Below are 24324 nucleotides of genomic sequence, written 5' to 3'. Positions count from 1 at the left end.
TAAATATAGAATATCCGAATCTAATTTTTTGAATTTTCTTAAATTATTATAAATATTTTAGCATATATATCCATTTATTTTTATCATTATCCCTAAATTACAAATAAGAACCCCTAAATGCAACTTTTTAATGAAATTTATTTTATTATTCTGTTTAGAAATCTAAGACTCTAGCTCAATGTATTTTTTAGTCTTGTTTCGCCATGTGGAGTATTAGACAATAGCATTTAAATAAAAAGTTATATAAATAACTATAAATACATATTTATAGTTATTTATTTGTTCTCTAATGACTCCTTAATGTATATTACATAAATATTTATCAATATTCTTACATATAGTTACTTATATGATTGTATGCAATCTGTAAGCAAATAAACTAAAACTTTCCTTTATTTACTCCATATAAACACTTCCAAGTATTCCTGCCCACAATACCGTCTATACTTAAATCAAAGCACTCTTGCAATCTTTTAATTGCTTTTTCAGTATTACTACCAAATATACCATCAGCTTTACCAACACCTGAATATCCTCTATTAATTAATCTTTGTTGTATTAGCCTTGTAATATTTCCACTCGCACCTCTTTTAACTAGAATACATCTATTTAATGTATCTTCTCCAAAAAAACCATCGACTACAATCTTTGCATTAAATTGTTTATTTAATTCATTTTGTAAAGACTTAACCTCTTCACCTTTTATAGATATTTCCCAAAGTTTTTTATTGGCTTTATCATTATCTTCAGAAGCTACATTATTAGATGTATCTATTATAGACCCAGCTATTCCTGTTGCTATTGATTTTCCTATTAAATCAAATCCCTTTTCTTTATAAATCTTCACATCCTCTGTTGCTTCACAAAAACATGTTTCAATTATTATTGAACTCATAGACGTTTTTCTTAATTCATATAACTTTGGATTGATTTTTACCCCTCTACTTTTAAAACCAACTTCATCGCAAACTTTATTTACTATTTTTTTTGCAATATCATATGACTCTGTGCCTTCTTTATATACCCAACAAGCATGTCCCAATGATCCTTCATATGAGTCATAGCATTTATCAAAATGGATTGATAAAAACAAATCTGCTCCAAAATTTTCTGCTTTATTAACTCCATAACTTAAATCAGTATTTACATCACAATCTCCAGGAGTTACATCTAAAACATCATACCCAGCTTTCTTCAGATATTTAATAACAGAATCTTTTACTTTTCTATCTTCTACAGTCTCATCTATTAATCCTCTAGCACCTGTTGCTCTAAAATTATGACCTGCCCTTACTGCTATTTTTTTTATATTTCCCATTTATATCATCTCCTTAAAATAAAAGGGTAGCTTTAAACCACCCTTTGATTAATTTATTTTATTATCTTTTAATCCCTTTGTAGATGGATCTACAAATACACCAATTACTCCAGCTATTACAGCTACAAGAGATACTGGATTTGCAAGAATATCAAAAAATGCGCTTCCAAGTAAGTTCCAACTAGTTAAAGTTTTAAAATCTACTCCAGCTGCACTAAAAATTATCCCACCTAATCCTAGCCAAAAGTATGGATTTTTAAATCTACTTTTAAATTCCATCTAAATCCCCCCATTATTATTTATTTTTTCAATATTATCTATTCTATAGTGAGCTGACTTACTGCTCTCTTCTACTTTTATTAATCGCTCAATAATATCACTAATTCGCTTATCTTGTGCTTTAATATCCAATCTTATATCATCTACGCCTTTAGATATATAATCTAGTTTAGTAGCTACAACAGTATCTTGAACAGTCTCATCTTTTATAATTTTTTCTTCATCTTTTTTAGCTTTCCAAACCCCAAGTGCTATTCCAAATAAAGTGCCTATTATTCCTATTAAAACTGTTATATCTACATTCATAAGCATTTATCCCTTTAATTTAAAGTCTTTACCACATATCAATTTGAATTCATCTTCTGTGATTTCTCCAAAAGGATTACTCTCACATCTCACTGCTAATCTTAATATTTCCTCATCTATAGCTTTATATTGCCATGCCATTTTCCAAAATTCCATACTAGTTACCACCTTTCATTAAATTAATTTTTAAATCTGCTATTTCCTTAAGTAAACTTTTATTAATCTCATGTTGATTTATAGCTTCTACTTTACTTTTTGCAGCCTCCTGTAAAATAGTTTTATTTATATTTTGTTGCTGCATTAATGCAACTTTTGAATTTGCTACTTCTTTAAATAATGTATCCTCTGGATTTTTTGATGCTTCATTTTTCTTTTTTAAGTATTCATTATATAAATCTTCACTATAGTCTAAAGTTTTCTTCTCTACATTATATATATAAAAAAAAGGACTACCTTTGAATCTCTCATCCAAAAGTTCATCCTCAAACTCTAAATCTTCTTCATACATCTTACTAGATGAATAACCAACTACCTTATTAGTATCTTTTTCAATCTGAACATAATAAATCATTAAATCACCTTCTTTTTAATATTCTAATACATATCTTAAAACGACATCATGCCATTTGCCACTACTTTGAGCATTTCCTGTTGGATCTACTCCATCAATTCTATTGTTATATATAATTAATCCTTTCACTGTCATATCTCCATTTTCATTAGTTGATACTTGGAAAAATTGATTTTGTGCTTTACCATTAGCCGGGCTATTTTTAGGAATATAAGAATAACACCAGTTATAATCATTTGCATTATTTGGTCCTTGATCATAATCTGACCAAACTAATATCCAGCCATTTTGACAATCCATTAAGTGTCTACTTGGCCATGCACTTTGACCACTACCCATATATTGTACTCCGCTCCATAGAGTACCTTGGTTAGGTTCCAATTGTATTTTAATGTCAGAATAACATAATCTTCCATCATCTTTCAACTGTAAATATTTTTTGCTTTTGAGATTACAAACGAATATGTCCATATCCCCGGTTCCTAATATAGCCGCCTTTGTATTTCCACTACCGCCCTTATATGCATATATATCTCCTCCAACAGCAGAAAAAGAGCCACTAGTTCTTAAATCATTCGGACCTGCACATTCCATCCTTACATCATAATCTTTTTCTTTTGTGGTAGAATGAAAATCAATAAACCTACCAACTTCCATTACACCATCTACCGCAACTACAGGAATTGATTTTCTATATCCATTTTCATATCCATTCCCAACCCTCATACCACCAAGAGTTATCTTACCAGAAATATCTACATTCTCAAAATCTTCATTGTAGTTTATGCATAATTTATTTCCATCATTATTATCTAACCCTACCATGGCTCTCTTGTTATGAACCTTCAAATCTCTTGTATTAAAATCCCACTGTCCAAACCCTAACCATTGTTTTAATGCTGTCGGATTATTACAGTACCTAGTATAATTATCATCAGAATTATTAGTCCTAAATGCTATTGCACCTTTTACATAACTTTCATCTTGATAGGTTGATCTTAATAATCTACCTTTAATATCGCCATTACTATCTCTTTGAACAACTTTGTTTGTAACTATTTCTTGAGATATATCAGATGTTGACACAGCTCCTATCTCTCCTGGTGTTGGCTTATTTCCTTTATGGTATATTTTTTGATTATTATAGTAGCATCCACCCTTGTCTACTGTTAATGAATTAACTCCACTCCAAGGCTCAGAAGTATTACCAATAAACATTTTTTCCGAATTTTGTCCATTTAATAATGATCCAACCATACCTGTTATTACATTGGAATCATTTTTATATACAACTCCTCTTGCATGTGGAGTAGCTCCACTATTAAATATTTCTATTTCATTTCCTGCTGATTTAAACTTTAATGTTCCACTAATATTGTCACCCGTTTTAGATACTGCTCCTATATCTGATGGGGTAGGTTTATTACCTGAATGATATACTTTATTTCTTCCTTGTCCTACAAAAACATCATTGCATTTTAAATCTGCCCATCCAGAATTAGTATCCCAAAACTCATAGTATTGATTTGGTTTTCTATTTGATGTTCTAACTGCAACATATGAATCTTGTAAAGTAAATACTGTAGCATCTTTAACCTTAAATTTATTATCTGTTTCATCTTTAGAATAAGCTCCAATTTCACCTGGTGTTGGTTTATTATTTGTATCATAAACTTTTGCCCATTTACTCCATGACATACCATTTGAAGAAATATTATTGGTTCTTATATGCATGTCTCCCTCAATATCGTTTATGAATATTTGAGTACACCACTGTCCACCACTCCATGGTATTACCATTAAATATCCGTCACTTCCTACTGGAATATTAGGACAAGCTTTTTCATGTTGAACTATTGCATAATATCCGCCATCTATTATTTCATTTAAATCTTTGCCTACTATTCTAGTTGCACGTTTTCTTACATAATCTGAATCATGATTATGATTGTTAGGAGAAACACCTAAATCATCTGCTGTTGGCTTATTAGATTCGTCATAAATCTTATACCATTTGCCCCATTTTTCATTTTCTTCTGAATCATAATTTCTTACCCACTTAGTTACTCTTTCCTTTGGATATAAATAAGTAAATTCTTGCTGTATTCTCCCATTAGAATATCCTCTATTAGTTATAATGAATACTTTAGAACTCCCTATAGGTAGTGTTCCCTCTGGAGTATTCTTAAAATCACCAATTCCAGTGTCAAATGCACAAAAAGAATTTAAACTTTTAAATGAATTACAATCCCTATCATTTGGTATTTCTACTTTTAGAATAACATCCGATTTTTGTGACTTTTTATTTATTTCTTTATCCCTTTTATTTAATTCTAAACTTACATTTTCTTCCAGTTTGCTTAGTTCTGTATCATTTTCTTTTATATTTCCTTCTATTCTGTTAAAATCTTCTGGTTTAACTGTTTCAGTCAATTGCCAGTTAGTTTTAAACTTATCCATTAAACTACTCCCTCCTCTATTGAAATTGCATGTTTTAACTCTATATCTTCAATTATAGGAACGTAAAGATTTATACTAGTTAACTTTTCATTGTTAACTGTGTAAACATCAATTTTAGTTATCTCACTAATTCCATATTCCTTTAAAAATGCATATTCTAATATTAATTTTCCATCAACTATATTCTTTGTTATAAAATCAGTTAACTTTTTAGTGTCATTTACTTTTATATAACCAACTTTATCTAAAGAAAAATCTCTTAGTTGATCTAAAAAATATTTTGAAACAGAAGATTCTTCTTTCATCTTTACAACCCCTTTCTGACGTAATGATTTAAATGGCTTTACACCTAATTGCCATATACCTAACTTATAGTTATATTCTCTTTGTGCTAATGTAACTTCTTCATTTATAAGGATTTTACTTTGCATAAAAGGTTTATTTATAAAAACTATATTTGCAGGTTTCATTTTATTTACCGTAATATATGTTTCTGTAAACCAATCTTGAGATAATATTTTAGATTCTAAATATAAAGTGTAATTTTCATTATCTACATAAACTTTATAATTATTTTCACCTATAATATCATTTAATTTATTTTTTAAAGCTTTTATAGTATATGGGACATTCATAGCTAGTCTATTTAATATTCTTTGTCTTCTAAATTCTATATCTTTTAATTCTGTATCGTTTATTTTAAGTATTGCTTCGTATTCTTTTAGCATATTTACATCAGCCGTAATTACGAAACTATTTAATATAGCCTTTAAAAACTCGTTATCTAAATTATTAAATGATTTATCTAAAGTATCACTTAAGAGATCTATTTCTAATATATTTTCATAAATATCTGGAAAGTATTTTTTTATATTAATCAAATTAGCTTCACCTCATTTAAGTGAGGAAGCTCTTGAATTTCTGCATTTTCATTTAATATTAAATCCTTATCTAAACCATTTATCTTTACGTCAGTAACGTTTGCTACACCAATAATTCTTAATATAGCCATAGTTATTTGTGATCTATAGACTGTTAATTCATATCTATTAAAATCATCTGATATACCCCACTGTTTTTTTAGTGTTTTTAAATATTCTTCAATAGATTTATTTATGCTATCTCTTAATTGATCTATTATATATCCAGTTAGCAACTGAATTTTAGCTTCAATATTAACTTCTACAACACTAGGCGTTGTAATTGTTACAACATGTCCAATTGGTGCTATTCCAAGTCCATTACCTTCTATTCCCTTAGGATCTATTTCAGATTTAACCTTATCTATAACATCACTTGAAACTGGATTGTATTCAGTATCAACTATAGAACATTTTACTGTTCCCCCACCATTCCATGTAGGATATACTTGAACTTCACCCACTCCATCTAATAATCTAAGTTCTTTATCATATTGAGCTACATTTCCACCAAAAGGCTTTTGGTTAACTTCAAGTAAAAATCTATTTCTTAATTCTTCATCTGTTTCTTCATCTCTTGCAGCTTCAATTAATGAAGTTATCTTTGCAGATTCTATATTTTGAAGATGTGTAACTGGAAGTAAATCGCCTATATATCCATTTCCTATAGTTCCTATACTTTCGCATTTTAAAACATATTCACTTTCTGATAATTTTTCAACTGCCTTATAAAGTAATGGTGTTTCTTCATTTATAGTAGAAAACATGGATCCAAGTGGGATATTTTTTGATGTATTTTCTTTAAATGTAAAAATACATTTTTTCTTAGCATAAGTTGCTTTATATCTTTGTAAACCTTGTTCTATAACTTTATTATCTAAATATTCACCATAAGTTGTTGTTATAAATGATTTTAATAAAACTCCCTTTAATTCCATATATATATCTGCTAATTGATAGCAAGCTGGTGCTATTGCATCATATATAATAGAACCTTGTCTTTTATCAATATCATCTGGCACATTATCTAATGCCTTTTTAATTAAATATTCAAAAGAATATTTTTCTAACTCTTGTCCAATCATACTTCTACCTCACTTTCTACATCAAAATCTCCATATACACTATCTACAGTAAAAGATACCTTGAGTATACTTTTAGAGTCATTTACAATATTAAAATCAGTAATTCCTAAGACTCTATCATCAACTTCTATAGCTTCCTTTATTGTTCTTTCCAAATCTGAAATAACAAAATCTTTAGACTTTCCAATAAATCTTTTTATTTCAACACCATACTCATCGTCATATATTACATTTTCAAACCTTTCAGTTTGTAATACTTTTAAAATAGCTTGCTTCATAGCTTCAATTTCATCTATTTTATTTAATATTCTTCCATTAAATAAATCTAAACAATATGTTTTGCTAGGAGAGTAAACTTCATCTACTTCACTAACTATTAAGTTAACTTCTGGAATCATTTTTATCCCCCCTATCCATAACATAAAACTGTTGACCTGATGATATTCTTAAAAGTAGAACCTTTTCTCCAACTTTTAATTTATCGAATAACTTTAATCCATCTTCTGTCTTAAATTCTTTACAAAAAGGTGAGAATATTAAGAAATCTTCATCTACTTCAAATTTGTTTTCAATGAGTATTCTTATAGGATCTACTTTTACTACTTGACCTGGAACAATATCTGTTAATGTATTTCTTGGTATTGCATTTGCAGCACTTTTTCTCATAAGTTTAACTAATTTTTCTCCAGCCATAGTTATATCACCTCCACTTCTAAGCTCATACTGTGCATATTATTTTCAATTTTATGAGTTACAGATTTTACAATGACGTATTTATTATACGGTGCACTATCTTTTAAATCCTCAATAAGTAAAACAACACCACAACCAGCCTTTACCCTAAAATCTCCTATACATTCAAGTTTTAAGGTTTTTTTCGGCCTATTGTAGTGTTTTAATAACATATCTGCCCTTTGTTTTATCTGAGCTTCATTCATTTTTTCATCAACTTTATCAAAATACTGAAGTATTCCCCACTTATTTATATTCTTTGAATCTTTAACAATATAAACTTCCCTTTTCTTTGTTTCTTTGTTTTCTTTTATAAGCTTTACTTGGTTATAGGTTTCATCATCAATGCTTGATTCATAAGAAAATTCATTTAATAAACTACTATCACCTATAACTAATGGTGTTCTTTCCTCAAAAACATTTAAATGTTTTAAAACTCCATAATCATCTCTCATAAAAAACCATTCTTTTGTATCAATTAGTGTTTTATCAAATCCGTACTGTATCATTTCAGCAAGATTTTTATTGTCCTCAATTTTAGGAGGCAATAAATAACTGCTTGTATGCTTTATCTCATGCTTTATATTATAATCATTACATATCTTAGAAAAAATCTGATTGCATGTCATACTTTTAAAAACATAAGTATCTTTATATTTTAAATATCTTAATTGATCGTATGCCGTTATTTTTAATTCTACGCCTTGATCTATACCAATTTTAAATACGTATCCGAAAAACACTTTATTATTATTTACTTTTAATGAAACTGGACTTCCCTCTGAAACTATATCCTTTTTATTTTGAGTATTTAAAGTAAAGGATAGTTTTCCTGGATTATCTTGAAGTTCTTGTGCAATTTCTATATCTGAAACTAAATCTGATATTTCATAAGCTTTACCTGTATTAGTATTTTGAATTACCATCTCTATATTCATCTAAATCACCCTAACTGAATCCTTCGTAACCCAGCCCATCCATCCGCCGTGCATATCTGTTACGTGGTATGGATATTTTCTACCATCTCTTTTTATAAAGTTTATCTTTCCTTTATAATTTCTAAGAGTCATTCCAGGTCCGCTTCCATAACTATCTCTGTGTAATCTTCCATTAACAATAACTGTACAACCTGATGTAACATTATTAGCTGAAGAACCACCTCTATTTTTTGAAGTAGATTTACCAGGTCTAGTTCCATAATTAGATACTTTTACTTCTTTTACTCTAGCTTCTCTAAATTCAGTAAAATTTAAAGTATAGTAAATATCATTAGGGCCTGCTTTAAAACTATATTCAAAATTATCTATAAGTGCTAGCATATTTATTTTTGTGTCACTTACTATAAGCCGTACAGGCTTTTTATCTTTTCTAACTCTTTCAATAAAATCAATATAAAACTTTGGCTTTTCAAATTGATTCTTTGTTAATATAAATGGATAATTATTTTTTTCTGGTAAAAAGCTTTCAAATTCTACTGTAGCTAATTTACAATCCTTAGCTATATTTATTTCACCAAATTTTACAACTTCTTTTGTGTCGTTATTTCCTTCTATTTTTAATTTTAATTCTTCTGGATTAATAGGGAACTGAATTAACAGCCCCTTATATTCCATAAAAATTCCCATTGCCATATTTTATGCCCCCTCTACCAATGTATTTGAAAGAGCTTCCTCAGTCATATCTTCTATAGCAGCTATTATTTTGTTAATGTCAGCCGTTTCAGTTACTGGCCCTGTAAATTGTACTTGCATATTTGGTTTTAATGTAGTGTATTTATTTATAAGTTCAGCTTTAGATATATCTTTTAACATCTTTATATCCTCATCTGTTATTTTTACATCACTATCAATTTTACCTACTTTATCTAATTTACCACCCTTAAGCATTCCATCTCCTGGATTACTACTTATCTTGCTAGGTTTTCCTAAACCAGCTGGAACGCCACCGCCGAAATTTTTACCACTAGGTTTATTTAGACCCATTCCTTTATCATTTCCAAAATCTTTAGGCATCTCTGGCATTTTAAACATATTCTTAAAACCTGATCCAAAGCTCCCTGCTCCACTCCCAAGTTTATCCATAGAACCATGCCCTTTATCAAATCCTTTGTTATAAGCATCCTTAACATTTTTATAATCATAATACTTAGCTTCTTTAGGCTCTTGTTGTTTTTTAGCTTCTTCTTTAGCTGCCTCTAATCCAGATTTTACTCTATCTAAATCACCAACAATGTTTACTTCAACACCTGGTATTAAATTTACTAATCCTTGAAGCACTTCAGCAATACCTCTCACTTTATCAATAATGTACACTGCCATACCATAGAAAAGTTCCTTTACAGTTCCAACTACTGAATTAAATGTGTTATAGATACACGTTGTAACACCTATAAAAGCATTAGCAATACCTATTCCTATATTAGAAATTACAGCTAATAAACCATAAAAAAGTCCTACGACAAACCCCACAACATCAGCTGCTGACACTCCTAAACTTGATAAAATGTAAATAAGTAATACTATTCCTGCTGCCACAAGTAAAATAGGCCAATTCATCATAAGCCATATAGCTGCCATAATTAATAAATCTGCTATCGCTGCAGGTAATGCCATTAATAATGGTATTAAGAAAAATAATAAAGCTGCTGCACCAACTGCTAAAATTATTGGAAGTAATTGATATATAATACTTCCTAAAACTTTAAATACTTCAATTACAAATCCTACAACTGATAATATATTTATCCCTAAAAGATTAAATATATTAGCTATTATAATACATATACCTATAAGCATTAGTAATGGCCATTGTGCAATCAGCCATGCTCCTGCAGCAATTACTCCAGCAATTAACATTGCAACTCCAACAGCTTGTATATATGGCATTAAAGTTTGCAAATTTTGTTGTAGAAAATTAATCCCGGTACCTATAGCCTCCATAACAAAGGTACCAATTGCTGATACTACTTGGAGTCCTTTTGTTATACCATCAAATAACGCTGTCCCTGCAGGGCTATTTAAAAATTGGCTAAACCTTGCTGCTATTGGTTCCATAGCATTCATAAAGTTATTCTTTAATACTTGCATACTTTGTCCAAATGTCATTGGCATTTTAGAAAATTGCTCTTCAACCCCAGAACTTGCTTCTGTCATAGCTTTTTTAATAACATCTGATGTTATAGCACCCTCACTAGATAGCTTCTTTAATTCTGCTTTTGATTTTCCCATTGATTTTGCTATAGCATTTGCAAGCATAGGTGCATTTTCCATCATAGATGTAAACTCATCACCTTGGAGTTTTCCTGCACTCATAGCTTGTGTAAGCTGAGTCATAGCTGATGTTGCTTCTTCTCCTGATGTTCCTGAAATTGTAAACATTTTATTTAATGTTTCAACAAATGATATCGCTTCATCATTACTTTTAAATTGATCTCCAGCTAGCATATTTAATTTAGTTACAGCATCTGCTGTAGCTTGATAACTAGCTCTAGACCTATTAGCACTTGCTAATATTTTATCTTGCAATTCATTTGTAGTTTGCATTCCATCATTTATCATACTTACTCTAGATTGCATTGTTGACATTGAATCTAAATAAGTTGCTGCAGTAGTTGCAAATTGCGCACCCTTTTGAACCATTCCAGTTAATGCTGAAATATCTGGTGCTTGAAATCCCCCACCGCTATCTGCTTTTTCTTCTTTAGGCGCAGATTTTGGAGAACTCGTGCCTGCCTTAGGTGTTACTTGTTTAGTTTTTGATATATTACTTTGAAATTTTACTAGTGAATTATTAGCACTATCAATACTTCTTTTTGTTTTATTAAATCCATTTGAAGAAATTCCTTTAGAAGATGATACATTTAATCTTCCAAATAAAGCTAAACTTGAATTCATAGCTTTATTTATTCTACTGAAGACTGGAGTCATTTTATCTTGCAATGAGATTGCATTACTTATAGTAGCCATTTATTTCCTCCTAAGTCTTTGTTCTTCTTTTTTCTCTTCTCTAATTCTTTCATCTATCATTTCAATTATTAGAGCTTTTTCACTAAGAGAGAGATTTGCAAATTTGCTAGGTGACCAATGAAACTTATGTAAGCAATAATATGCATACATAGTCTCGCCATCCCCCTCTTTAATTAGTTTTTTGCTTCTTCTCTTAGATCATCCATATCCTTATCAAAACCACTTAGTTCTGATATTTTTTCTACTAACCCTTGAACTTCACCCGCTAATAAAACTTTATTTAAGAATTGTGCTGGAGTCATACATCCTGCCTTTTTAATAGCATCTGAATCTTTAAAGTTAGGCTCAATTGTATAATTTACAATTAATTCTTCATTAAATAGTTTGCTATCAAAGTTTACTTTCCCCTTTTTACCAACTTTAGTACAGTTTTTTTGAAGTTCTGAAAATTCATTTGGACTTACAGCTTTTATTTTAAATTTAAGTATTTTATCTCCATCTTTGAATCTATCTGATATCATTACCTCTTCTGTTAATTCATCTATTGGGTTATTAATTAAAAAATCTGTTAATTTTGACATTCATATTCCTTCTTTCTTTTAAATATTATAAAAATGCTAACTACTAAAATAAGTAGTTAGCATACATAAAGTTAAATATTTTATTTTAAATAATCTAAGTCTTTAAATCCTTCTAATAATTCGGCATCATCAAAAGTGAATTCTAATTCTTCTTCTAAAGCATCATCATCAATATCTAGTTTTGCTAGAATTGTTGTATCTATGTTGCAGTTATATAAAGCAGTAGTTTGTCTACCTGCTGAACTATTTGCATCATCATTAGTTACAATTAAATCAAAGTAAAAATCTTTACCTGTTTTAATGTAATCTATAGATAATTTTCTAAATAATGAACTGATATAATGTACAGTCATTGAACCTGTACCTTTCCATCCAGTTGTTTTATTTTGAGTTGCTCTAGATCCTATAGTTTTTATTTCTGATTTATCTTTTTCCATTTTAGCTTCAAGTGATTTTATATTAAATAGTTTATGAATTTCCCCATTAATATTAACTTGTGCTGAACCTTCTTTACCACATATTGTGTCTTGCGCCTTTAAATAAGCCATAATATACCTCCTAACCTACTGAAACTGTCATATATAATTTTTCCATTGCATCAATTGGTTTTACACCAAGTGCAACTACGACAGAATCAATTTCTTCACCTTTTTGAATTACTATTTCATCATTTTCAAATTCTTCTATAGCTCCAAGTTTAACTAGTTCTTTTAAATAAACAATAATGTCCGATTTAAATGAAGTTCTTCCACTTTCACTATTATCAACTTTTCCTAAGTAAGTATTTTCAAATAATGATTTTACTGAATTATTTATATTATCTAATGTTCTCATTACTCTATTTTTACTAAAATCTTTTGATTTATCTTTTGAGAAACCTGTAAATGTATTAATATCTGTTTCGATTACAACTTTTTCATCATTGCTGTAACTTAACATTAATTTACCATCTATAATACCTTTTGTTATTTCTTCATCATTTTTTGGATTTATAATAGAAACTGCGTTTGGTATTACGTGATAAGTGTTAGATTTGTTTAAAGCAGCACCTGCTGTAAGACCTGCCATATATCCAACAAAACCTTTAACATCTATTTCAGTATCTACTGTTTTATATCCTTGGTCTACTGAGATAACACCTTCATAGTTAGCTCCATTAAATTCATTAATAACAACTTGAACTTTCTTTCCTTTGTTTTCTCTTAAATCTTTTATAAAGTTTAAAACATTTTCTTTAATAGTTGTTTCATTTGTAAAAACACCCATAGTATCAAATTTCTTTGATTCTACTAATCCTAAGTATTTAGAATAAGCATCTTGTGCAACAGTTCCATTTGCTCCACCAACTAAACTAACTCCAGCTGTTCCTTGAAGCGCACCAGTTCCTGAAAACTCAACGAATTTATTAGACTGTAAATCTTCAACCTTTGCTACAACTTGCTTATCTACTACCTTAGTATCAATTAAAGTTATAACTTCAAATTTTGAATTAGCTTCTTTAACAACTACAGATATTCTATTTCCAATAACACCATCGTATTTTGCTACTATATTTAAATTATCAGATGTTACAGTTGCCTTTTGACCATTAGAATCTAATCTAAATAATAATAATTTATAACTATTTTTTAGTGCCTCTCTAATTGGTGCTATTTCAGCCTCATGACCGTAATATCCTATTTTATCAATTAATGCTCCATTAGAAATATCTTCACTTAATATTTCAATTATTTCTTCGCTACTTCCCCAACCTAATTGAATAGGTAAAGTAACTACTCCTCTGCTTCCAACTTTTCCTGTTGGTTTTGGAACACTTTTAAAATTTATATATGCTCCAGGTCTAACTTTGTTTTGTGATGTATAAATTCCACCAGCCATCTTATATTTCCACTCCTTTGCTTTCTAATTTATTCATAGTAACGCCATTCTCTTCGTTTCTTATTACATTTATCTTATATGGTATAAAAATTTGAAGGACATCATCGCTTACTTCGTATTTTATTTCCTTTTTAGGTCTTAAAATTAAGCCTTCTTCTGTTTTTATTTCTCTAAATAAATCAAGTAAATCAAATGCTACTTTATCAATTTCATACCTTTTTAAATCACTGTGATATCTAACGTTTATAAGAATGTCTCTTGAATAAATTTCTTTACTTATTTTTCTTTGTTCTATATTTAATTGGAATACAAAAAAACAAGGCTTAACTAAACCTTGTAATTTCTTATCCTTATAAATATTCACATCTTGATATTTATTTTTTAAAGCTCTTGTAATAGAGCTAACTATAGTCGATGAATCTATTTCTATCATTATCATGCTCCTAATCTTTTCATAAATTTAGCAAAATCAGCTTGAAATTTTTTAGGAATATTTCTTTCTACTTCTTCCATAGATATAGTAGCCATATATGCCCCTTCAATCCATCCTCCACCTATTTCCTTGTGTCCAAGTTCAATGTAACTTGCATAGTCTTTATCATTTTTTAAATATATAACCACTTCATTACCTTTTATAGCCACGTCTGTAACTTCAAATCCATCTCTAAGGGATCCAGTTACTTTAGGTGTTCTCTTTTTTGTTTTTTCTAAAACTTCAATTCCTATGTCAGTTAAAAATCTACTTAGAAATTTATCAAAATCATTTGTTGTTTTCTTAAAATCTTTAGAAAACTTTTCAAGGCCTTTAAAGTCAAACCCCATCTAAGCTTCATCCTTTTCAATTAAGATAAACTCTTGATTTATATTGTATTTAATTGGTCTACTAGAAATAGCTTTTATTGTGTCAATTATTGAATCATCTAAATATCTGTTTGCAATAATAGTATCACCTTTTTTCACATCTATCTTTGGAGAACAGAATATTTTAAACTTAACTAATTCTTTATTTACAGAATCACTATCTTTATGTTCATCTAATGTAACTTTTGATATTTTACATGGAATATCTTTTAAAATTGGATTCTTATCTAAAGTTTCCTCTAAACTTCCATCCTCATTTTCTATATCTATATATCTTAAAATAGTAAATTTATCTGTATAAAGTCTCTTGCAATAGTTATTAAACTTATTAGAAAACATTAAAAATCTGCCCTTCTAAAATTATTTAATATATTATAGTAATCTTTTATATCTTTATTCTCTATTGAATCTTTAAAAGTTAATGTAGTGTCTCCCTCTTGAATGCTCTTAAGATTGTCACTTGAATTATCACAATTAACTTTTTTACTAATTATATCTACTGCAAGATTTGCTACAGTATTTATTAATCCTTTTGGAATTTCTACTAAATTACAATAGGCTAATATATCCATAGTTGCTTTACTTATCCCTAAATCAATTAATTCTTCTTCTGCTTCAATTTTAGAACATTTAAGATCTAATTTTACAATATCTTTAAGTTCCACAATTATCACCTTACTTTTTTCTTTCTTTTTGAATATTTATCTGACTTTTATAACCCTTTTTAAGAATCATATTTAAGCTCCTGCTTTTGGATCTTTTATACTTACGAATATAGAATTTTCAGCATTATCTTTTACCCAAATATCGTGGTATCTTCTATATGCTGCTTTCCAAGCATCTGCATCTTGGTTATCTTTTGGCTCAAAAATTTTCATATTATCTTGTTTTGATACAGCAATTGGTGTTGTTCTTGGACAAATTATAAAGTTTATATCCATAGCATTATCACCCTTTACATATCCTCCAGCTTCTTGTCCTTTAGTTACACCATCTAAAAGTTTTACTTCTGTATACATTCTATTTTGTGGTGTTTCTATAAGAGGAACTCTATCTATAGCTGGTACTTTTGTATTAACTCCATCTACTGAGAAATCAACACTTGATAATTTATTTAACATTGCAAGTTCAAGTTTTAACATTGCATCATAAGTTAAATGAATTACTAAATCTCCATTATATCCATTTTCTCTAATTACTTTTATACCGTCTTTAATTTTTTCTACGATATCTTTTTCGCTTGGTGTATATCCATATACTAAATTTGTATCTTTTTCTCTTTTAACTGCAACTTCTGCAAGTTTAGAAATTCTGTATGCATCTATCTCTGGTATAACATGCATCTTTTGGAATTCACCCATAAATGATGCTATTGAAAGTCCGAAATTTGTTTCATCAACATCCATAGCATCCACTTCAAATTTTCTACCTCTGTCTTGTGACATTGTTTTTGTTTCATATGAAAAACTAACACTTCCTCCCACATATCCTTTAGTTCCTGTACCATCTGCTCTTGAATAATCACCTAATCCATCTGACGTAACTTTTGGAATTTTCACTTCTTTTCCGCCTTTATAAATTATTTGTGATGCATTTGGTTCCATCCAACCTGTTAGTAGTTGTTGTTGTGCTGCTTTATCTAACGTAGTTTGTATTTTTTGAGCTGTTTGTATTACGTTTGCCATCTATTTTTCCCTCCTAAAATTTATAATATTATAGATTCAATATTGTTTAGTTCTGCATCTATATCACTTTCACCATTTACTGGCTCATACTGATATGTGCTAGAATTATTGTTATCTATACTTTCATTTGAAAATAAATCATTATATGATTCCTTTACATTGTTAACTAATTTATCTACACCAACAAATTCGCCTTTTACTTCTTCAATGCCATCTAATTTAGATGTCTTCATAAGTAAATCAATATATGATTCTTTTGCACCAGCTTTTCTAAATTCGTTTCTTAAAAAGTCTTCTTTTTTTGCTATTTCTATTTCTTTTTCCTTGGCTTCTAGATTATCTTTATATTTTTTTAATTCATTTTGTAGGTCTACATTTTTTTCACTATCCTTTTTCAAATCCTCTATAGTGCTATTTGCCTTTTTCAATTGTTCATTCACACCATTAAATGAGTCTTTAGGGATCATATATTTTGGTAATTCACTACTAATGTTTTTAATTAAAATATCAGTATCTACTTTGCCTTCTTCTAAGACATTTTTTTTAATTATTTCTTTAAGCCATTCCATATTAAATACCTCCAAATTTCTTTTTTCTAATAGATTTTTATTCCTGCTCTCCAGGTATTGTAGAAAATCCTTTGTTCTTTATGCTCTGCAAAACTTTAAAAAGAGCAAAAGAAAAAAGCCTTAGGTTACTAAGACTTTTTTAATAGTTATCCGTAAATTGCAGTGCTTTGATCTGCTATTGCTTCTATTTCTCCATCAATTAATTTTACTCCTACACCAGATTCTATATCCCACGTGCAAGTAAACATTAAATTTACTGAAGGTACATCTTCATCTTCTGAAATAAAAATACTAGTTAAATTAACTAGCTTTGAAACTTCATCTACACTATTTATAATAGGTGCAATCTCATCTTTATTTTCACTATCCATTAATCGATACTCTTCATATACTGATAAATAATATTCATAGATTCCTTCTTCTATTTTTGAAAAATCAACTTCTTCTTTTAATTGTTTATAGCTTTCTCTTTGAGCATCATTAATACCTTCATCTACATCCTCACAATAAACTTTAAGATTTACTAAAACTTCTTTTTTGAATATCTTAATCTTATCTTTTTTAGAATAATCCCACTTATTTTTTTCTATTTTGCCAAATACACTATCAACAATTACTTCTTTCATTAATCTTTCCTTCTTTCAATTTTATTAAGTTCACCAACTCCACCAAGATGCTTAAATATTGGTGCATTTATTATTGAAGGCAGTAACTGAATTGTTTTACCGTCATTTAACTCATGCCAAGTATACCTATTTTCTGTAAGCCAAGCTTCCATATCACTTATTCTGTATTTTACTCCTGAATTTTTTTCTAACTTCTCTACTAATAATTCATTTGCTGATCTAAAGTTATCACTTCTATCAATTGTCATACTATTAATTTCAAATTCTGCAATAACGAATTTAGAAAAGTCTGGCATTGCTGATTTATATTCTATTCCTTTTAAATCTTCTTTATCTAGTAAATATTTAACTCTCTCATCATTAGAAATAAAGGTTGAATTTCCTATTTCACCAAGCCATGTGCCGAACTTACTATCTTTAGGAGGAATAACTTTTAATCTTTCTTCAATAGTTGAATATATAGGATTTACTGAGTATCCATTAGTTATTTTACTATTTGCAGCTGACTTAATCCTATCTACAGATAAACCCATTAGCCAAGATACCTGATTATTATATTTTCCTTTTAGGATTTTGTATTTATCATAATCTTCGTATTTTAGCTTCTTAAATTCATCTAAACTATATAAAAATTCTTTACCTAATGCCTTTTTATAATTTGAATACTGTAATAAATCTGTTGTTTTATTAAAACTTATAAGTTCTTCTTCTGGTGGAATTTGCTTGTTTTTACTTTTACTGTTCTTCTCTTTATTATACTGGAATTCTTTCCAAATACAATACTCCTCAATGTCTCCCACACCCTTATAAGTTCCCTTGTTTTTAATCTCTTTATTTATTACAGGTATTGTTGTACTTCTACAAAAGCAATGCATAGGTGGATAATTAACAGAAACCTTTGCATCTTTAATTTTAAATATACTTTTGTTTAGCTTTTTGCAAATTTCAGATGATTTAAAATCTAATTTTGCTAAATATTTATATTCTACTATTTTTTCTTTTTTATAACTATCTAATTTAGCTTGTTCTGAAATAAAAGCAGCTTCAGTCCTAATTAACCTTTTACATTCATAAAAGATTCCTCCACTTCTACTTCCATCTTTATTAAGCTTCCCTAGTAATTTTTTTTCTAAGTTTTCTTTTATAACTTTAGGATCTTCACCTCTAATTAATCCTTCAATTAAAGTTTTTTCTAACTTATTATTATAATTGTTAATTAAATTGTCTACCTTTTCTTTATAATCTTTTCCACTCCAATTACTTTTTAAAAGCTTATCTGTTGAATCTAATTTAGGTAATTTAGCTTTGTATGTAACTTTATTTTTTAAGATAGCCTGTCCAAACATACTATGTTGGTTACTATCAAAATAAATGCTATTAAAGGTTTTTGAAATTTCTTCTTTAAACATTTTTTCTAATTTTAGCCTCTCTGTAGATAAGTTACATTTTAAAGCCTCTAACTTATTAATTTTTTTCTTATCTAAAAGCTCTTTGATATTTTCTTTTTTATCAACTTCTTTTAGTAATTCATTCATTTTATTTTTAAATTCTACTAACTCATCACTTTTTAGATTATGAAATGTATCTTGATAGAAAATTTTCTTATCTTTATCTAAATTATCATATAATTTTAAAATATCATCTTCTAAATTAGATAAACTTTTTTCAAAAGAACCTTGCAAACCCAAAATTTTATCATTAACTATTAAATCAACTAATTCTAGCCTATCTTTTTCTTTATCTTCAAAAAAGGCATCATTATTCATTTAAGGTTTTTTCCTTATTTTCATAAGGGTCTACATCTGTTTTCTCTTTTTCTAATAAATTTAACACTTCTTCAACATCTTCAACCCAAGGATGATTTCTAACTATTATTTCATCTGGCAATATACCAACTGAATTCCTTGCAATTTCAGAATTTTCTAAGTCATTACTTATCATGTTTCTAGTATAAGTTTGAGTTATCTTTAAATTTGTATCTTTATTTAAAAATTTAAGTATAGCTCTTATTAAAGCACCAAAACCTTTTTTAAATTCTGTTTCAGAAAATCCAGCTTTAAGTTCAAGCTTTCTATAGAAAAATTTAAGAGCTACCCCAGATGCATTACCAAAACTTTCGGTATCCTGTTGTAGCCCTTGTCCACTTTCATATATTTGTTTTTTAAGTATATCTAAAATTAATTTTCTAGCTTCTACTGGTATTTCAATTTGCATGGTGTTAACTCCACCACCATTTCCATTAACTCCGCTTTCAACCTTAATGGCTTTAAACTTCTTAAGATTACTTTTAAATTCTCCTAAATCTGTTCCACCATAGTTTTCTAATATATATATGATTTGCTGAATATCTTCTAAGTCATTTGCAAATCCACTCATAACTCTATCATATAAATCTATAAGATCTTTATATTTATTTAAATCTGATGTACCTTTTCTATTATTTAAAAATGGTATAAATGGAACTCTAGCTAAACTATGCTTTATAGTCTTTTTAGATATTAAACTAAAATCTGTATTTTCAATATTTATTTTATAGATTGAAAAATCACCTGCTGTCCAGTGCTCAAAAACTAAAACTTCTTTTGACTTTTCAATAACTTTATAATATCTATAAACTTCTGTAACTTCTTTTTTTAATGAACTTGAATAGATAGGTATAACTTGCTCCGTTGGAACTAAGGCATAATTAAATATCTTTTCAGTATCATTTATCCAATAATGTAACCAAGCTATTCCTGTATTAGATGATTCAATACATAAATCTTGTGATACACTTTCAAAATCATCACCTAATACCTCTAAAACCTTTTTATTAATCTCTTTGTTACTGTCTACATTAAAAATAACTGGATATGTAAACATATAAGCTGCTTTCTCATTTACTAAAAGCTGATGATAATTATGACTTATTCTATTATCAGCAGCACGTAATGGGTCCTTGCCATCTGGAACTATTCCTTTACTTTTTATATCACCTTTATTTTCATAGTAATTTTTTGTTTTTTCAATAAAATTTCTTCTTTCCTCATCTTTAGAAACAATCTTTTTTATGCTTTCAACATCCATTACTACACCTCCCTTATACTTTCGTATTTATAATTTAAGTTAAAAACGATACTCCACCTGGATTCATATCTGAATATATTGCATACCTTAAAGAGTCTAAAACATCATCCCAAAGCTTTATTGGATCACCTGTTTTAGAATTCCAAGCATACATAAATATTTCTTGCTTAAATAAATCAACCTTATCTTCTAAAATAAATAATTTCTTTTCTTTAAACTTTTTTGCAACCTGCTCAATCCCACTTAATACCGATTTGTTTGCGTTCTTGCCATTTATTCCTTCTCTTCTAAATCGCTGTATATGTTCTGGTCTTGCAGTATCGCAATAAAATGGAATATTTCCATATTCTTTAATAACTTCCTTTGCTTTATCAACCCACCAATCTATTTCTTCATACTTTGATGCAATTTCTAAAACTAAATATAAATTTTTATTTGTATCTTCTCCTAGAACAACAATAGAGCCGTAATGTTCATAACCCCAATCGACTCCTGCAAAATATCTAACAATATTAACTTTTTTAAATTCATCACTTTTTATATAATGAATATCTTTTCTAAAATCCCTATAAACAATCCCCTCAGCTGAAACCCAAAGTCCTTTGATATCCCTATCGTAAAACATTCCAGTTGGAGTTGATGCCTTTATATTTTTTTTATATCTTTCTGATAAAAAAGTATTGTCATCTAATTCATAGTGAAAGGCTTTAATAACCTTTCCATCAGATTTATCAATAAAATTTACCTTTAGAAAATGTTCTGGCTGATCTGGGTTTGTATCTATAAGAATTCTTGCACCGTCTCCTGAACATCTATTTTTAATTTCATTAAATACATACTCATTTGCCATTGTCCCTTCATTTATATAAGCCCCAAAGGAAGTCATACCTCTAATTCTTCCAAGGTCATTTATTTTTGAATGACCAAAGCAACAAACCTGAACTCCAAACAAAATAAATCTATTATGCTTATCAAATTTAAATTCAAGTTCATATTTATTTTCTAATTCATTTAATACGTTTCGTCTAACGGCCCCTAAATCTGCTCCAGCTAAAATATATTGTGGAGTCTTTATATTTAACTTATCTGCAATCTTTCTAACTCTTCTTAGTTCATATAAAAACAAGTCATTGTCTAAAATAGTTTTACCAGTTCTTTTAGCCCCATGATTTATAAGCATAAAATAATCATTTTCCATAGCAAACTTTAAAACTTCTATTTGCTTTTTATGATATAGATCACTTATCATGAATAACACCTTCTAAGGCTTTAAAATACTTATCTATTTTTTCTTCTTTGCCTTCTACTTCTTTAGGTAACTTACTTCTTAAAAGTTCAACCCTCAATCTATGTTCTTCTGATACTAAATCCCAATCTTTATGGACCATTTCATCATATTGCTTTATCATCCTAGCTAAAGATTCCATAGCTTTACTTAAAACTGATATAGTTTTGCTTTCCTTATCAAATGCAAACCTAATTTCATATTCCTCTGATTCTGTTTTTCCACTTGATTTCTTTTTTAAAACCTTAGTTAAATCACTACTACTACTAACGTAATTAATTTTTTGCATATTAATAACTTTAGCTTCTAAAATCAAAATATCTTTCCAGAGCTTATCTATTGGTCTTTCATCATGGATATTTAGCATAATATTAACTAAAGTTTTAGGTAATATTTTAGATAGGTAAGCTTTATCTAAGTGCTTAGTTTCATCTAAATATAAGCCGTGCTTATAAGCATTGACATTTCCTTTTTTAGCTCCACCACCCTTGTTTCCAATTGCATTTTTATTTCCAAATGGTGCTCCTCTTTTATTTACCCTAGCTTTCCATTTATCTTTATTTCTCCAGTATTTCACTTTATTAAAATCAACTTTTAGGATGTCAGCTATTTCTTTTGTCTTTAACTTACCATTGCTTTCTTTAAATAATTTAAAAGCCTCTTCCCTTAGATTCATTTCTTACCTCCTTTCTAAAATAATAAACCCCTTTAAACCCTTTCTTTATATAGGATTTTTCTAAATAATTAAGTTTGAAATATACTAAATAATAATTTCCAGTTAAATTTTTATATAATTTATAAGCTTTTTTGCCCTTATTTCATTACTTAACTCTAATAAAGAGCGAAATATAATAATTTCTATTTCTTCTTATATATAAATTTAAAAATTTAAATCCTACATACATCTTTCTTAAAAAGTAATATTAAAGGTAAAAAAATATATTTTTTTATGGAAATTATATAGCTATTAAAGAGTCAAAAAACTCAGCTATTTCTTTACTATCTTCTTCTTCAAGACCTATATATCTTTTTGTAATTTCAGGAGATGCATGCATAAAGTTCTTTTGAACTATAAGTAAAGCATATATAGGGTCAGTTTTTTCACATAATTTTTTATAAGTTATATACCCATAAGTTTTTCTTAGTCCATGATTTGCAACGCAGTAATCAATATCACACTTTTTTGCAGCCTCATTTATGATTACACCCATTCTTCTTACAGAAAAATGCTTAGCCCCTTTTGGTGATTTAAAAATATATTCAAAATCATCTTTTCCATCTATCCAATTAGATAAAATTTTAATTAAGCTGTCTCCAATAGGAACTGCCCTTGCCTTTAAAACCTTATTAAACTTTTCTTCTTCAAAGTCATCACCATGATTTTTCTTTAATTTATATCTTTTTAAATTTGCATTTTTAGATTCTATAATCTTAAACTCTCTATTTTTTATAGCTTCTTTTATATCTAAAACAGTAAGTGAAATTATATCGCTAGCTCTATAACCTGTAGTTATTAAAATAACGACATACACATAAGCCATCTTGTTGTATTGCTTTAAATAAGCTTGTAATCTTTTTAACTTTGCATTATCTTTTATAGCTTTTGTCTCTCTTCCCAAAAAATATTCCACCTCCATTTTAGCTGCAAAAAAAAGAGCCTACAGGCTCTTATTCTCGTTTTTTAATATTTTAGGCATATCGATTGTAGAAAAATCTTTCATCTCATCTTTTAGTACTATATCTCCGTTTAATTTAGTATAATATGCACTTCTATTTTTTAATATAAATGATTTATCACTTAAATATCTTTTGCTTTCATAATTTACAGCCTTTAATGCTTCCTTCTTGCTAACCGCATTTTTTAAATGTATGTCTTTATATTCTTTAAAATATTTATATACATACTTTTTTACAGCTTCTCTATTAGTTTTTTTAAACTCTAAGTTATCTCTATTTTCATAGTTTATAATTTCAGAAATCTGTTTAGAATTATATCCTCTTATGTATAAATCCTTAATTCTGTCTCTCTTTTTATTAACTTTCAAGCTTCATCACCTATTTTTAGATATAGTTTACCCCAACCCATTTAAGGGGAACTTTTATATTACTTTTCTAACTATTTCTTATTTATGTAATA

30 protein-coding genes are annotated in these 24324 nt (G+C 28.4%); all 30 read right to left on the bottom strand.

The window, feature by feature from the left end:
- Window positions 1–379 precede the first annotated feature (379 nt).
- The 30 genes from INR60_RS17265 to INR60_RS01185 all read right to left on the bottom strand — a co-directional run bounded on the left by INR60_RS17265 (window position 380) and on the right by INR60_RS01185 (window position 24232).
- Window positions 380–1318, bottom strand: coding sequence for an N-acetylmuramoyl-L-alanine amidase (locus tag INR60_RS17265; protein ID WP_238480381.1), 939 nt, complete (start codon window positions 1316–1318; stop codon window positions 380–382).
- Between the two features lie 48 nt (window positions 1319–1366).
- Window positions 1367–1597 (bottom strand): phage holin, encoded by a 231-nt coding sequence (locus INR60_RS01325; protein WP_194189669.1) that lies wholly within the window; start codon window positions 1595–1597, stop codon window positions 1367–1369.
- Window positions 1598–1903, bottom strand: a complete 306-nt coding sequence (locus INR60_RS01320) for a hypothetical protein (RefSeq protein ID WP_194189668.1) — start codon at window positions 1901–1903, stop codon at window positions 1598–1600.
- 6 nt (window positions 1904–1909) lie between these two features.
- On the bottom strand, window positions 1910–2059 hold the full coding sequence (locus INR60_RS01315; protein ID WP_194189667.1) for an XkdX family protein: 150 nt from the start codon (window positions 2057–2059) through the stop codon (window positions 1910–1912).
- A gap of 1 nt (window position 2060) precedes the next feature.
- Window positions 2061–2474, bottom strand: coding sequence for a hypothetical protein (locus tag INR60_RS01310; RefSeq protein WP_194189666.1), 414 nt, complete (start codon window positions 2472–2474; stop codon window positions 2061–2063).
- 15 nt (window positions 2475–2489) lie between these two features.
- Entirely contained in the window at window positions 2490–4934 is a 2445-nt protein-coding gene (locus INR60_RS01305; RefSeq protein WP_194189665.1) for a pyocin knob domain-containing protein, read from the bottom strand.
- Entirely contained in the window at window positions 4934–5815 is an 882-nt protein-coding gene (locus INR60_RS01300; RefSeq protein ID WP_194189664.1) for a putative phage tail protein, read from the bottom strand. The genes INR60_RS01305 and INR60_RS01300 overlap by 1 nt, the downstream gene beginning before the upstream one ends.
- Window positions 5812–6939 carry a baseplate J/gp47 family protein gene (locus tag INR60_RS01295; protein WP_194189663.1) on the bottom strand — a complete coding sequence of 376 codons (1128 nt, stop codon included), beginning with the start codon at window positions 6937–6939 and terminating at the stop codon, window positions 5812–5814. Before INR60_RS01295 ends, INR60_RS01300 begins: the two co-directional genes overlap by 4 nt.
- A complete protein-coding gene (locus INR60_RS01290) occupies window positions 6936–7337 on the bottom strand; it encodes a DUF2634 domain-containing protein (protein WP_194189662.1) in 402 nt (133 codons plus the stop codon). The genes INR60_RS01295 and INR60_RS01290 overlap by 4 nt, the downstream gene beginning before the upstream one ends.
- Window positions 7321–7632, bottom strand: a complete 312-nt coding sequence (locus INR60_RS01285; protein WP_194189661.1) for a DUF2577 domain-containing protein — start codon at window positions 7630–7632, stop codon at window positions 7321–7323. The genes INR60_RS01290 and INR60_RS01285 overlap by 17 nt, the downstream gene beginning before the upstream one ends.
- Before the next feature lie 2 nt (window positions 7633–7634).
- On the bottom strand, window positions 7635–8609 hold the full coding sequence (locus INR60_RS01280; protein ID WP_194189660.1) for an XkdQ/YqbQ family protein: 975 nt from the start codon (window positions 8607–8609) through the stop codon (window positions 7635–7637).
- Window positions 8610–9302 carry a hypothetical protein gene (locus INR60_RS01275; protein WP_194189659.1) on the bottom strand — a complete coding sequence of 231 codons (693 nt, stop codon included), beginning with the start codon at window positions 9300–9302 and terminating at the stop codon, window positions 8610–8612. It lies immediately after the preceding gene.
- A 3-nt stretch (window positions 9303–9305) separates the two neighbouring features.
- Window positions 9306–11636, bottom strand: a complete 2331-nt coding sequence (locus tag INR60_RS01270) for a tape measure protein (RefSeq protein WP_194189658.1) — start codon at window positions 11634–11636, stop codon at window positions 9306–9308.
- Entirely contained in the window at window positions 11637–11786 is a 150-nt protein-coding gene (locus tag INR60_RS01265) for a hypothetical protein (RefSeq protein ID WP_194189657.1), read from the bottom strand.
- 23 nt (window positions 11787–11809) lie between these two features.
- Window positions 11810–12217, bottom strand: coding sequence for a phage tail assembly chaperone (locus tag INR60_RS01260; protein ID WP_194189656.1), 408 nt, complete (start codon window positions 12215–12217; stop codon window positions 11810–11812).
- Window positions 12218–12297: 80 nt separating this feature from the next.
- On the bottom strand, window positions 12298–12765 hold the full coding sequence (locus INR60_RS01255; protein ID WP_194189655.1) for a phage tail tube protein: 468 nt from the start codon (window positions 12763–12765) through the stop codon (window positions 12298–12300).
- A 10-nt stretch (window positions 12766–12775) separates the two neighbouring features.
- Window positions 12776–14095 (bottom strand): phage tail sheath C-terminal domain-containing protein, encoded by a 1320-nt coding sequence (locus INR60_RS01250; protein WP_194189654.1) that lies wholly within the window; start codon window positions 14093–14095, stop codon window positions 12776–12778.
- 1 nt (window position 14096) lies between these two features.
- A complete protein-coding gene (locus INR60_RS01245; RefSeq protein WP_194189653.1) occupies window positions 14097–14528 on the bottom strand; it encodes a phage tail terminator family protein in 432 nt (143 codons plus the stop codon).
- Between the two features lie 2 nt (window positions 14529–14530).
- A complete protein-coding gene (locus INR60_RS01240) occupies window positions 14531–14917 on the bottom strand; it encodes an HK97 gp10 family phage protein (protein WP_194189652.1) in 387 nt (128 codons plus the stop codon).
- Window positions 14918–15295 (bottom strand): hypothetical protein, encoded by a 378-nt coding sequence (locus tag INR60_RS01235; RefSeq protein WP_194189651.1) that lies wholly within the window; start codon window positions 15293–15295, stop codon window positions 14918–14920.
- Window positions 15295–15621 (bottom strand): head-tail connector protein, encoded by a 327-nt coding sequence (locus INR60_RS01230; RefSeq protein WP_194189650.1) that lies wholly within the window; start codon window positions 15619–15621, stop codon window positions 15295–15297. Before INR60_RS01230 ends, INR60_RS01235 begins: the two co-directional genes overlap by 1 nt.
- Before the next feature lie 72 nt (window positions 15622–15693).
- Window positions 15694–16641 carry a hypothetical protein gene (locus INR60_RS01225; RefSeq protein WP_194189649.1) on the bottom strand — a complete coding sequence of 316 codons (948 nt, stop codon included), beginning with the start codon at window positions 16639–16641 and terminating at the stop codon, window positions 15694–15696.
- A 20-nt stretch (window positions 16642–16661) separates the two neighbouring features.
- The gene (locus tag INR60_RS01220; RefSeq protein WP_194189648.1) at window positions 16662–17210 is read right to left on the bottom strand and encodes a phage scaffolding protein; all 549 of its coding nucleotides are present in this window, start codon (window positions 17208–17210) and stop codon (window positions 16662–16664) included.
- A 146-nt stretch (window positions 17211–17356) separates the two neighbouring features.
- On the bottom strand, window positions 17357–17836 hold the full coding sequence (locus INR60_RS01215) for a DUF6985 domain-containing protein (RefSeq protein WP_194189647.1): 480 nt from the start codon (window positions 17834–17836) through the stop codon (window positions 17357–17359).
- Window positions 17836–19602 (bottom strand): minor capsid protein, encoded by a 1767-nt coding sequence (locus INR60_RS01210; protein ID WP_194189646.1) that lies wholly within the window; start codon window positions 19600–19602, stop codon window positions 17836–17838. Before INR60_RS01210 ends, INR60_RS01215 begins: the two co-directional genes overlap by 1 nt.
- Window positions 19595–20902 carry a phage portal protein gene (locus tag INR60_RS01205; protein ID WP_194189645.1) on the bottom strand — a complete coding sequence of 436 codons (1308 nt, stop codon included), beginning with the start codon at window positions 20900–20902 and terminating at the stop codon, window positions 19595–19597. The genes INR60_RS01210 and INR60_RS01205 overlap by 8 nt, the downstream gene beginning before the upstream one ends.
- A gap of 34 nt (window positions 20903–20936) precedes the next feature.
- Window positions 20937–22151: a PBSX family phage terminase large subunit gene (locus tag INR60_RS01200; protein WP_194189644.1), complete on the bottom strand. Its 1215-nt coding sequence runs from the start codon at window positions 22149–22151 to the stop codon at window positions 20937–20939.
- Window positions 22141–22863 (bottom strand): phage terminase small subunit, encoded by a 723-nt coding sequence (terS, locus tag INR60_RS01195; RefSeq protein WP_194189643.1) that lies wholly within the window; start codon window positions 22861–22863, stop codon window positions 22141–22143. Before terS ends, INR60_RS01200 begins: the two co-directional genes overlap by 11 nt.
- A 280-nt stretch (window positions 22864–23143) precedes the next feature.
- The gene (locus INR60_RS01190; protein ID WP_194189642.1) at window positions 23144–23806 is read right to left on the bottom strand and encodes a tyrosine-type recombinase/integrase; all 663 of its coding nucleotides are present in this window, start codon (window positions 23804–23806) and stop codon (window positions 23144–23146) included.
- A gap of 39 nt (window positions 23807–23845) precedes the next feature.
- Window positions 23846–24232, bottom strand: coding sequence for a hypothetical protein (locus INR60_RS01185; RefSeq protein WP_194189641.1), 387 nt, complete (start codon window positions 24230–24232; stop codon window positions 23846–23848).
- Between the last annotated feature and the right edge of the window lie 92 nt (window positions 24233–24324).

Origin of the sequence: Clostridium chrysemydis (assembly GCF_015234215.1) — a bacterium.
Taxonomy (GTDB): Bacteria; Bacillota; Clostridia; order Clostridiales; family Clostridiaceae; genus Clostridium; species Clostridium chrysemydis.
This window is presented reverse-complemented; position numbering and strand designations above follow the sequence as displayed.

What these genes read in the sequence shown, in the direction of transcription:
- INR60_RS17265 (WP_238480381.1), bottom strand. Translation starts at nt 1,318, where the DNA reads ATGGGAAATATAAAAAAAATAGCAGTAAGGGCAGGTCATAATTTTAGA.
- INR60_RS01295 (WP_194189663.1), bottom strand. Translation starts at nt 6,939, where the DNA reads ATGATTGGACAAGAGTTAGAAAAATATTCTTTTGAATATTTAATTAAA.
- INR60_RS01320 (WP_194189668.1), bottom strand. Translation starts at nt 1,903, where the DNA reads ATGAATGTAGATATAACAGTTTTAATAGGAATAATAGGCACTTTATTT.
- INR60_RS01205 (WP_194189645.1), bottom strand. Translation starts at nt 20,902, where the DNA reads ATGGATGTTGAAAGCATAAAAAAGATTGTTTCTAAAGATGAGGAAAGA.
- INR60_RS01285 (WP_194189661.1), bottom strand. Translation starts at nt 7,632, where the DNA reads ATGGCTGGAGAAAAATTAGTTAAACTTATGAGAAAAAGTGCTGCAAAT.
- INR60_RS01325 (WP_194189669.1), bottom strand. Translation starts at nt 1,597, where the DNA reads ATGGAATTTAAAAGTAGATTTAAAAATCCATACTTTTGGCTAGGATTA.
- INR60_RS01245 (WP_194189653.1), bottom strand. Translation starts at nt 14,528, where the DNA reads ATGATAGAAATAGATTCATCGACTATAGTTAGCTCTATTACAAGAGCT.
- INR60_RS01315 (WP_194189667.1), bottom strand. Translation starts at nt 2,059, where the DNA reads ATGGAATTTTGGAAAATGGCATGGCAATATAAAGCTATAGATGAGGAA.
- INR60_RS01220 (WP_194189648.1), bottom strand. Translation starts at nt 17,210, where the DNA reads ATGGAATGGCTTAAAGAAATAATTAAAAAAAATGTCTTAGAAGAAGGC.
- INR60_RS01250 (WP_194189654.1), bottom strand. Translation starts at nt 14,095, where the DNA reads ATGGCTGGTGGAATTTATACATCACAAAACAAAGTTAGACCTGGAGCA.
- INR60_RS01200 (WP_194189644.1), bottom strand. Translation starts at nt 22,151, where the DNA reads ATGATAAGTGATCTATATCATAAAAAGCAAATAGAAGTTTTAAAGTTT.
- INR60_RS01235 (WP_194189651.1), bottom strand. Translation starts at nt 15,295, where the DNA reads ATGTTTTCTAATAAGTTTAATAACTATTGCAAGAGACTTTATACAGAT.
- INR60_RS01280 (WP_194189660.1), bottom strand. Translation starts at nt 8,609, where the DNA reads ATGAATATAGAGATGGTAATTCAAAATACTAATACAGGTAAAGCTTAT.
- INR60_RS01275 (WP_194189659.1), bottom strand. Translation starts at nt 9,302, where the DNA reads ATGGCAATGGGAATTTTTATGGAATATAAGGGGCTGTTAATTCAGTTC.
- INR60_RS01270 (WP_194189658.1), bottom strand. Translation starts at nt 11,636, where the DNA reads ATGGCTACTATAAGTAATGCAATCTCATTGCAAGATAAAATGACTCCA.
- INR60_RS01305 (WP_194189665.1), bottom strand. Translation starts at nt 4,934, where the DNA reads ATGGATAAGTTTAAAACTAACTGGCAATTGACTGAAACAGTTAAACCA.
- terS (WP_194189643.1), bottom strand. Translation starts at nt 22,863, where the DNA reads ATGAATCTAAGGGAAGAGGCTTTTAAATTATTTAAAGAAAGCAATGGT.
- INR60_RS01225 (WP_194189649.1), bottom strand. Translation starts at nt 16,641, where the DNA reads ATGGCAAACGTAATACAAACAGCTCAAAAAATACAAACTACGTTAGAT.
- INR60_RS01210 (WP_194189646.1), bottom strand. Translation starts at nt 19,602, where the DNA reads ATGAATAATGATGCCTTTTTTGAAGATAAAGAAAAAGATAGGCTAGAA.
- INR60_RS01260 (WP_194189656.1), bottom strand. Translation starts at nt 12,217, where the DNA reads ATGTCAAAATTAACAGATTTTTTAATTAATAACCCAATAGATGAATTA.
- INR60_RS01290 (WP_194189662.1), bottom strand. Translation starts at nt 7,337, where the DNA reads ATGATTCCAGAAGTTAACTTAATAGTTAGTGAAGTAGATGAAGTTTAC.
- INR60_RS01240 (WP_194189652.1), bottom strand. Translation starts at nt 14,917, where the DNA reads ATGGGGTTTGACTTTAAAGGCCTTGAAAAGTTTTCTAAAGATTTTAAG.
- INR60_RS01255 (WP_194189655.1), bottom strand. Translation starts at nt 12,765, where the DNA reads ATGGCTTATTTAAAGGCGCAAGACACAATATGTGGTAAAGAAGGTTCA.
- INR60_RS01310 (WP_194189666.1), bottom strand. Translation starts at nt 2,474, where the DNA reads ATGATTTATTATGTTCAGATTGAAAAAGATACTAATAAGGTAGTTGGT.
- INR60_RS01265 (WP_194189657.1), bottom strand. Translation starts at nt 11,786, where the DNA reads ATGTATGCATATTATTGCTTACATAAGTTTCATTGGTCACCTAGCAAA.
- INR60_RS01215 (WP_194189647.1), bottom strand. Translation starts at nt 17,836, where the DNA reads ATGAAAGAAGTAATTGTTGATAGTGTATTTGGCAAAATAGAAAAAAAT.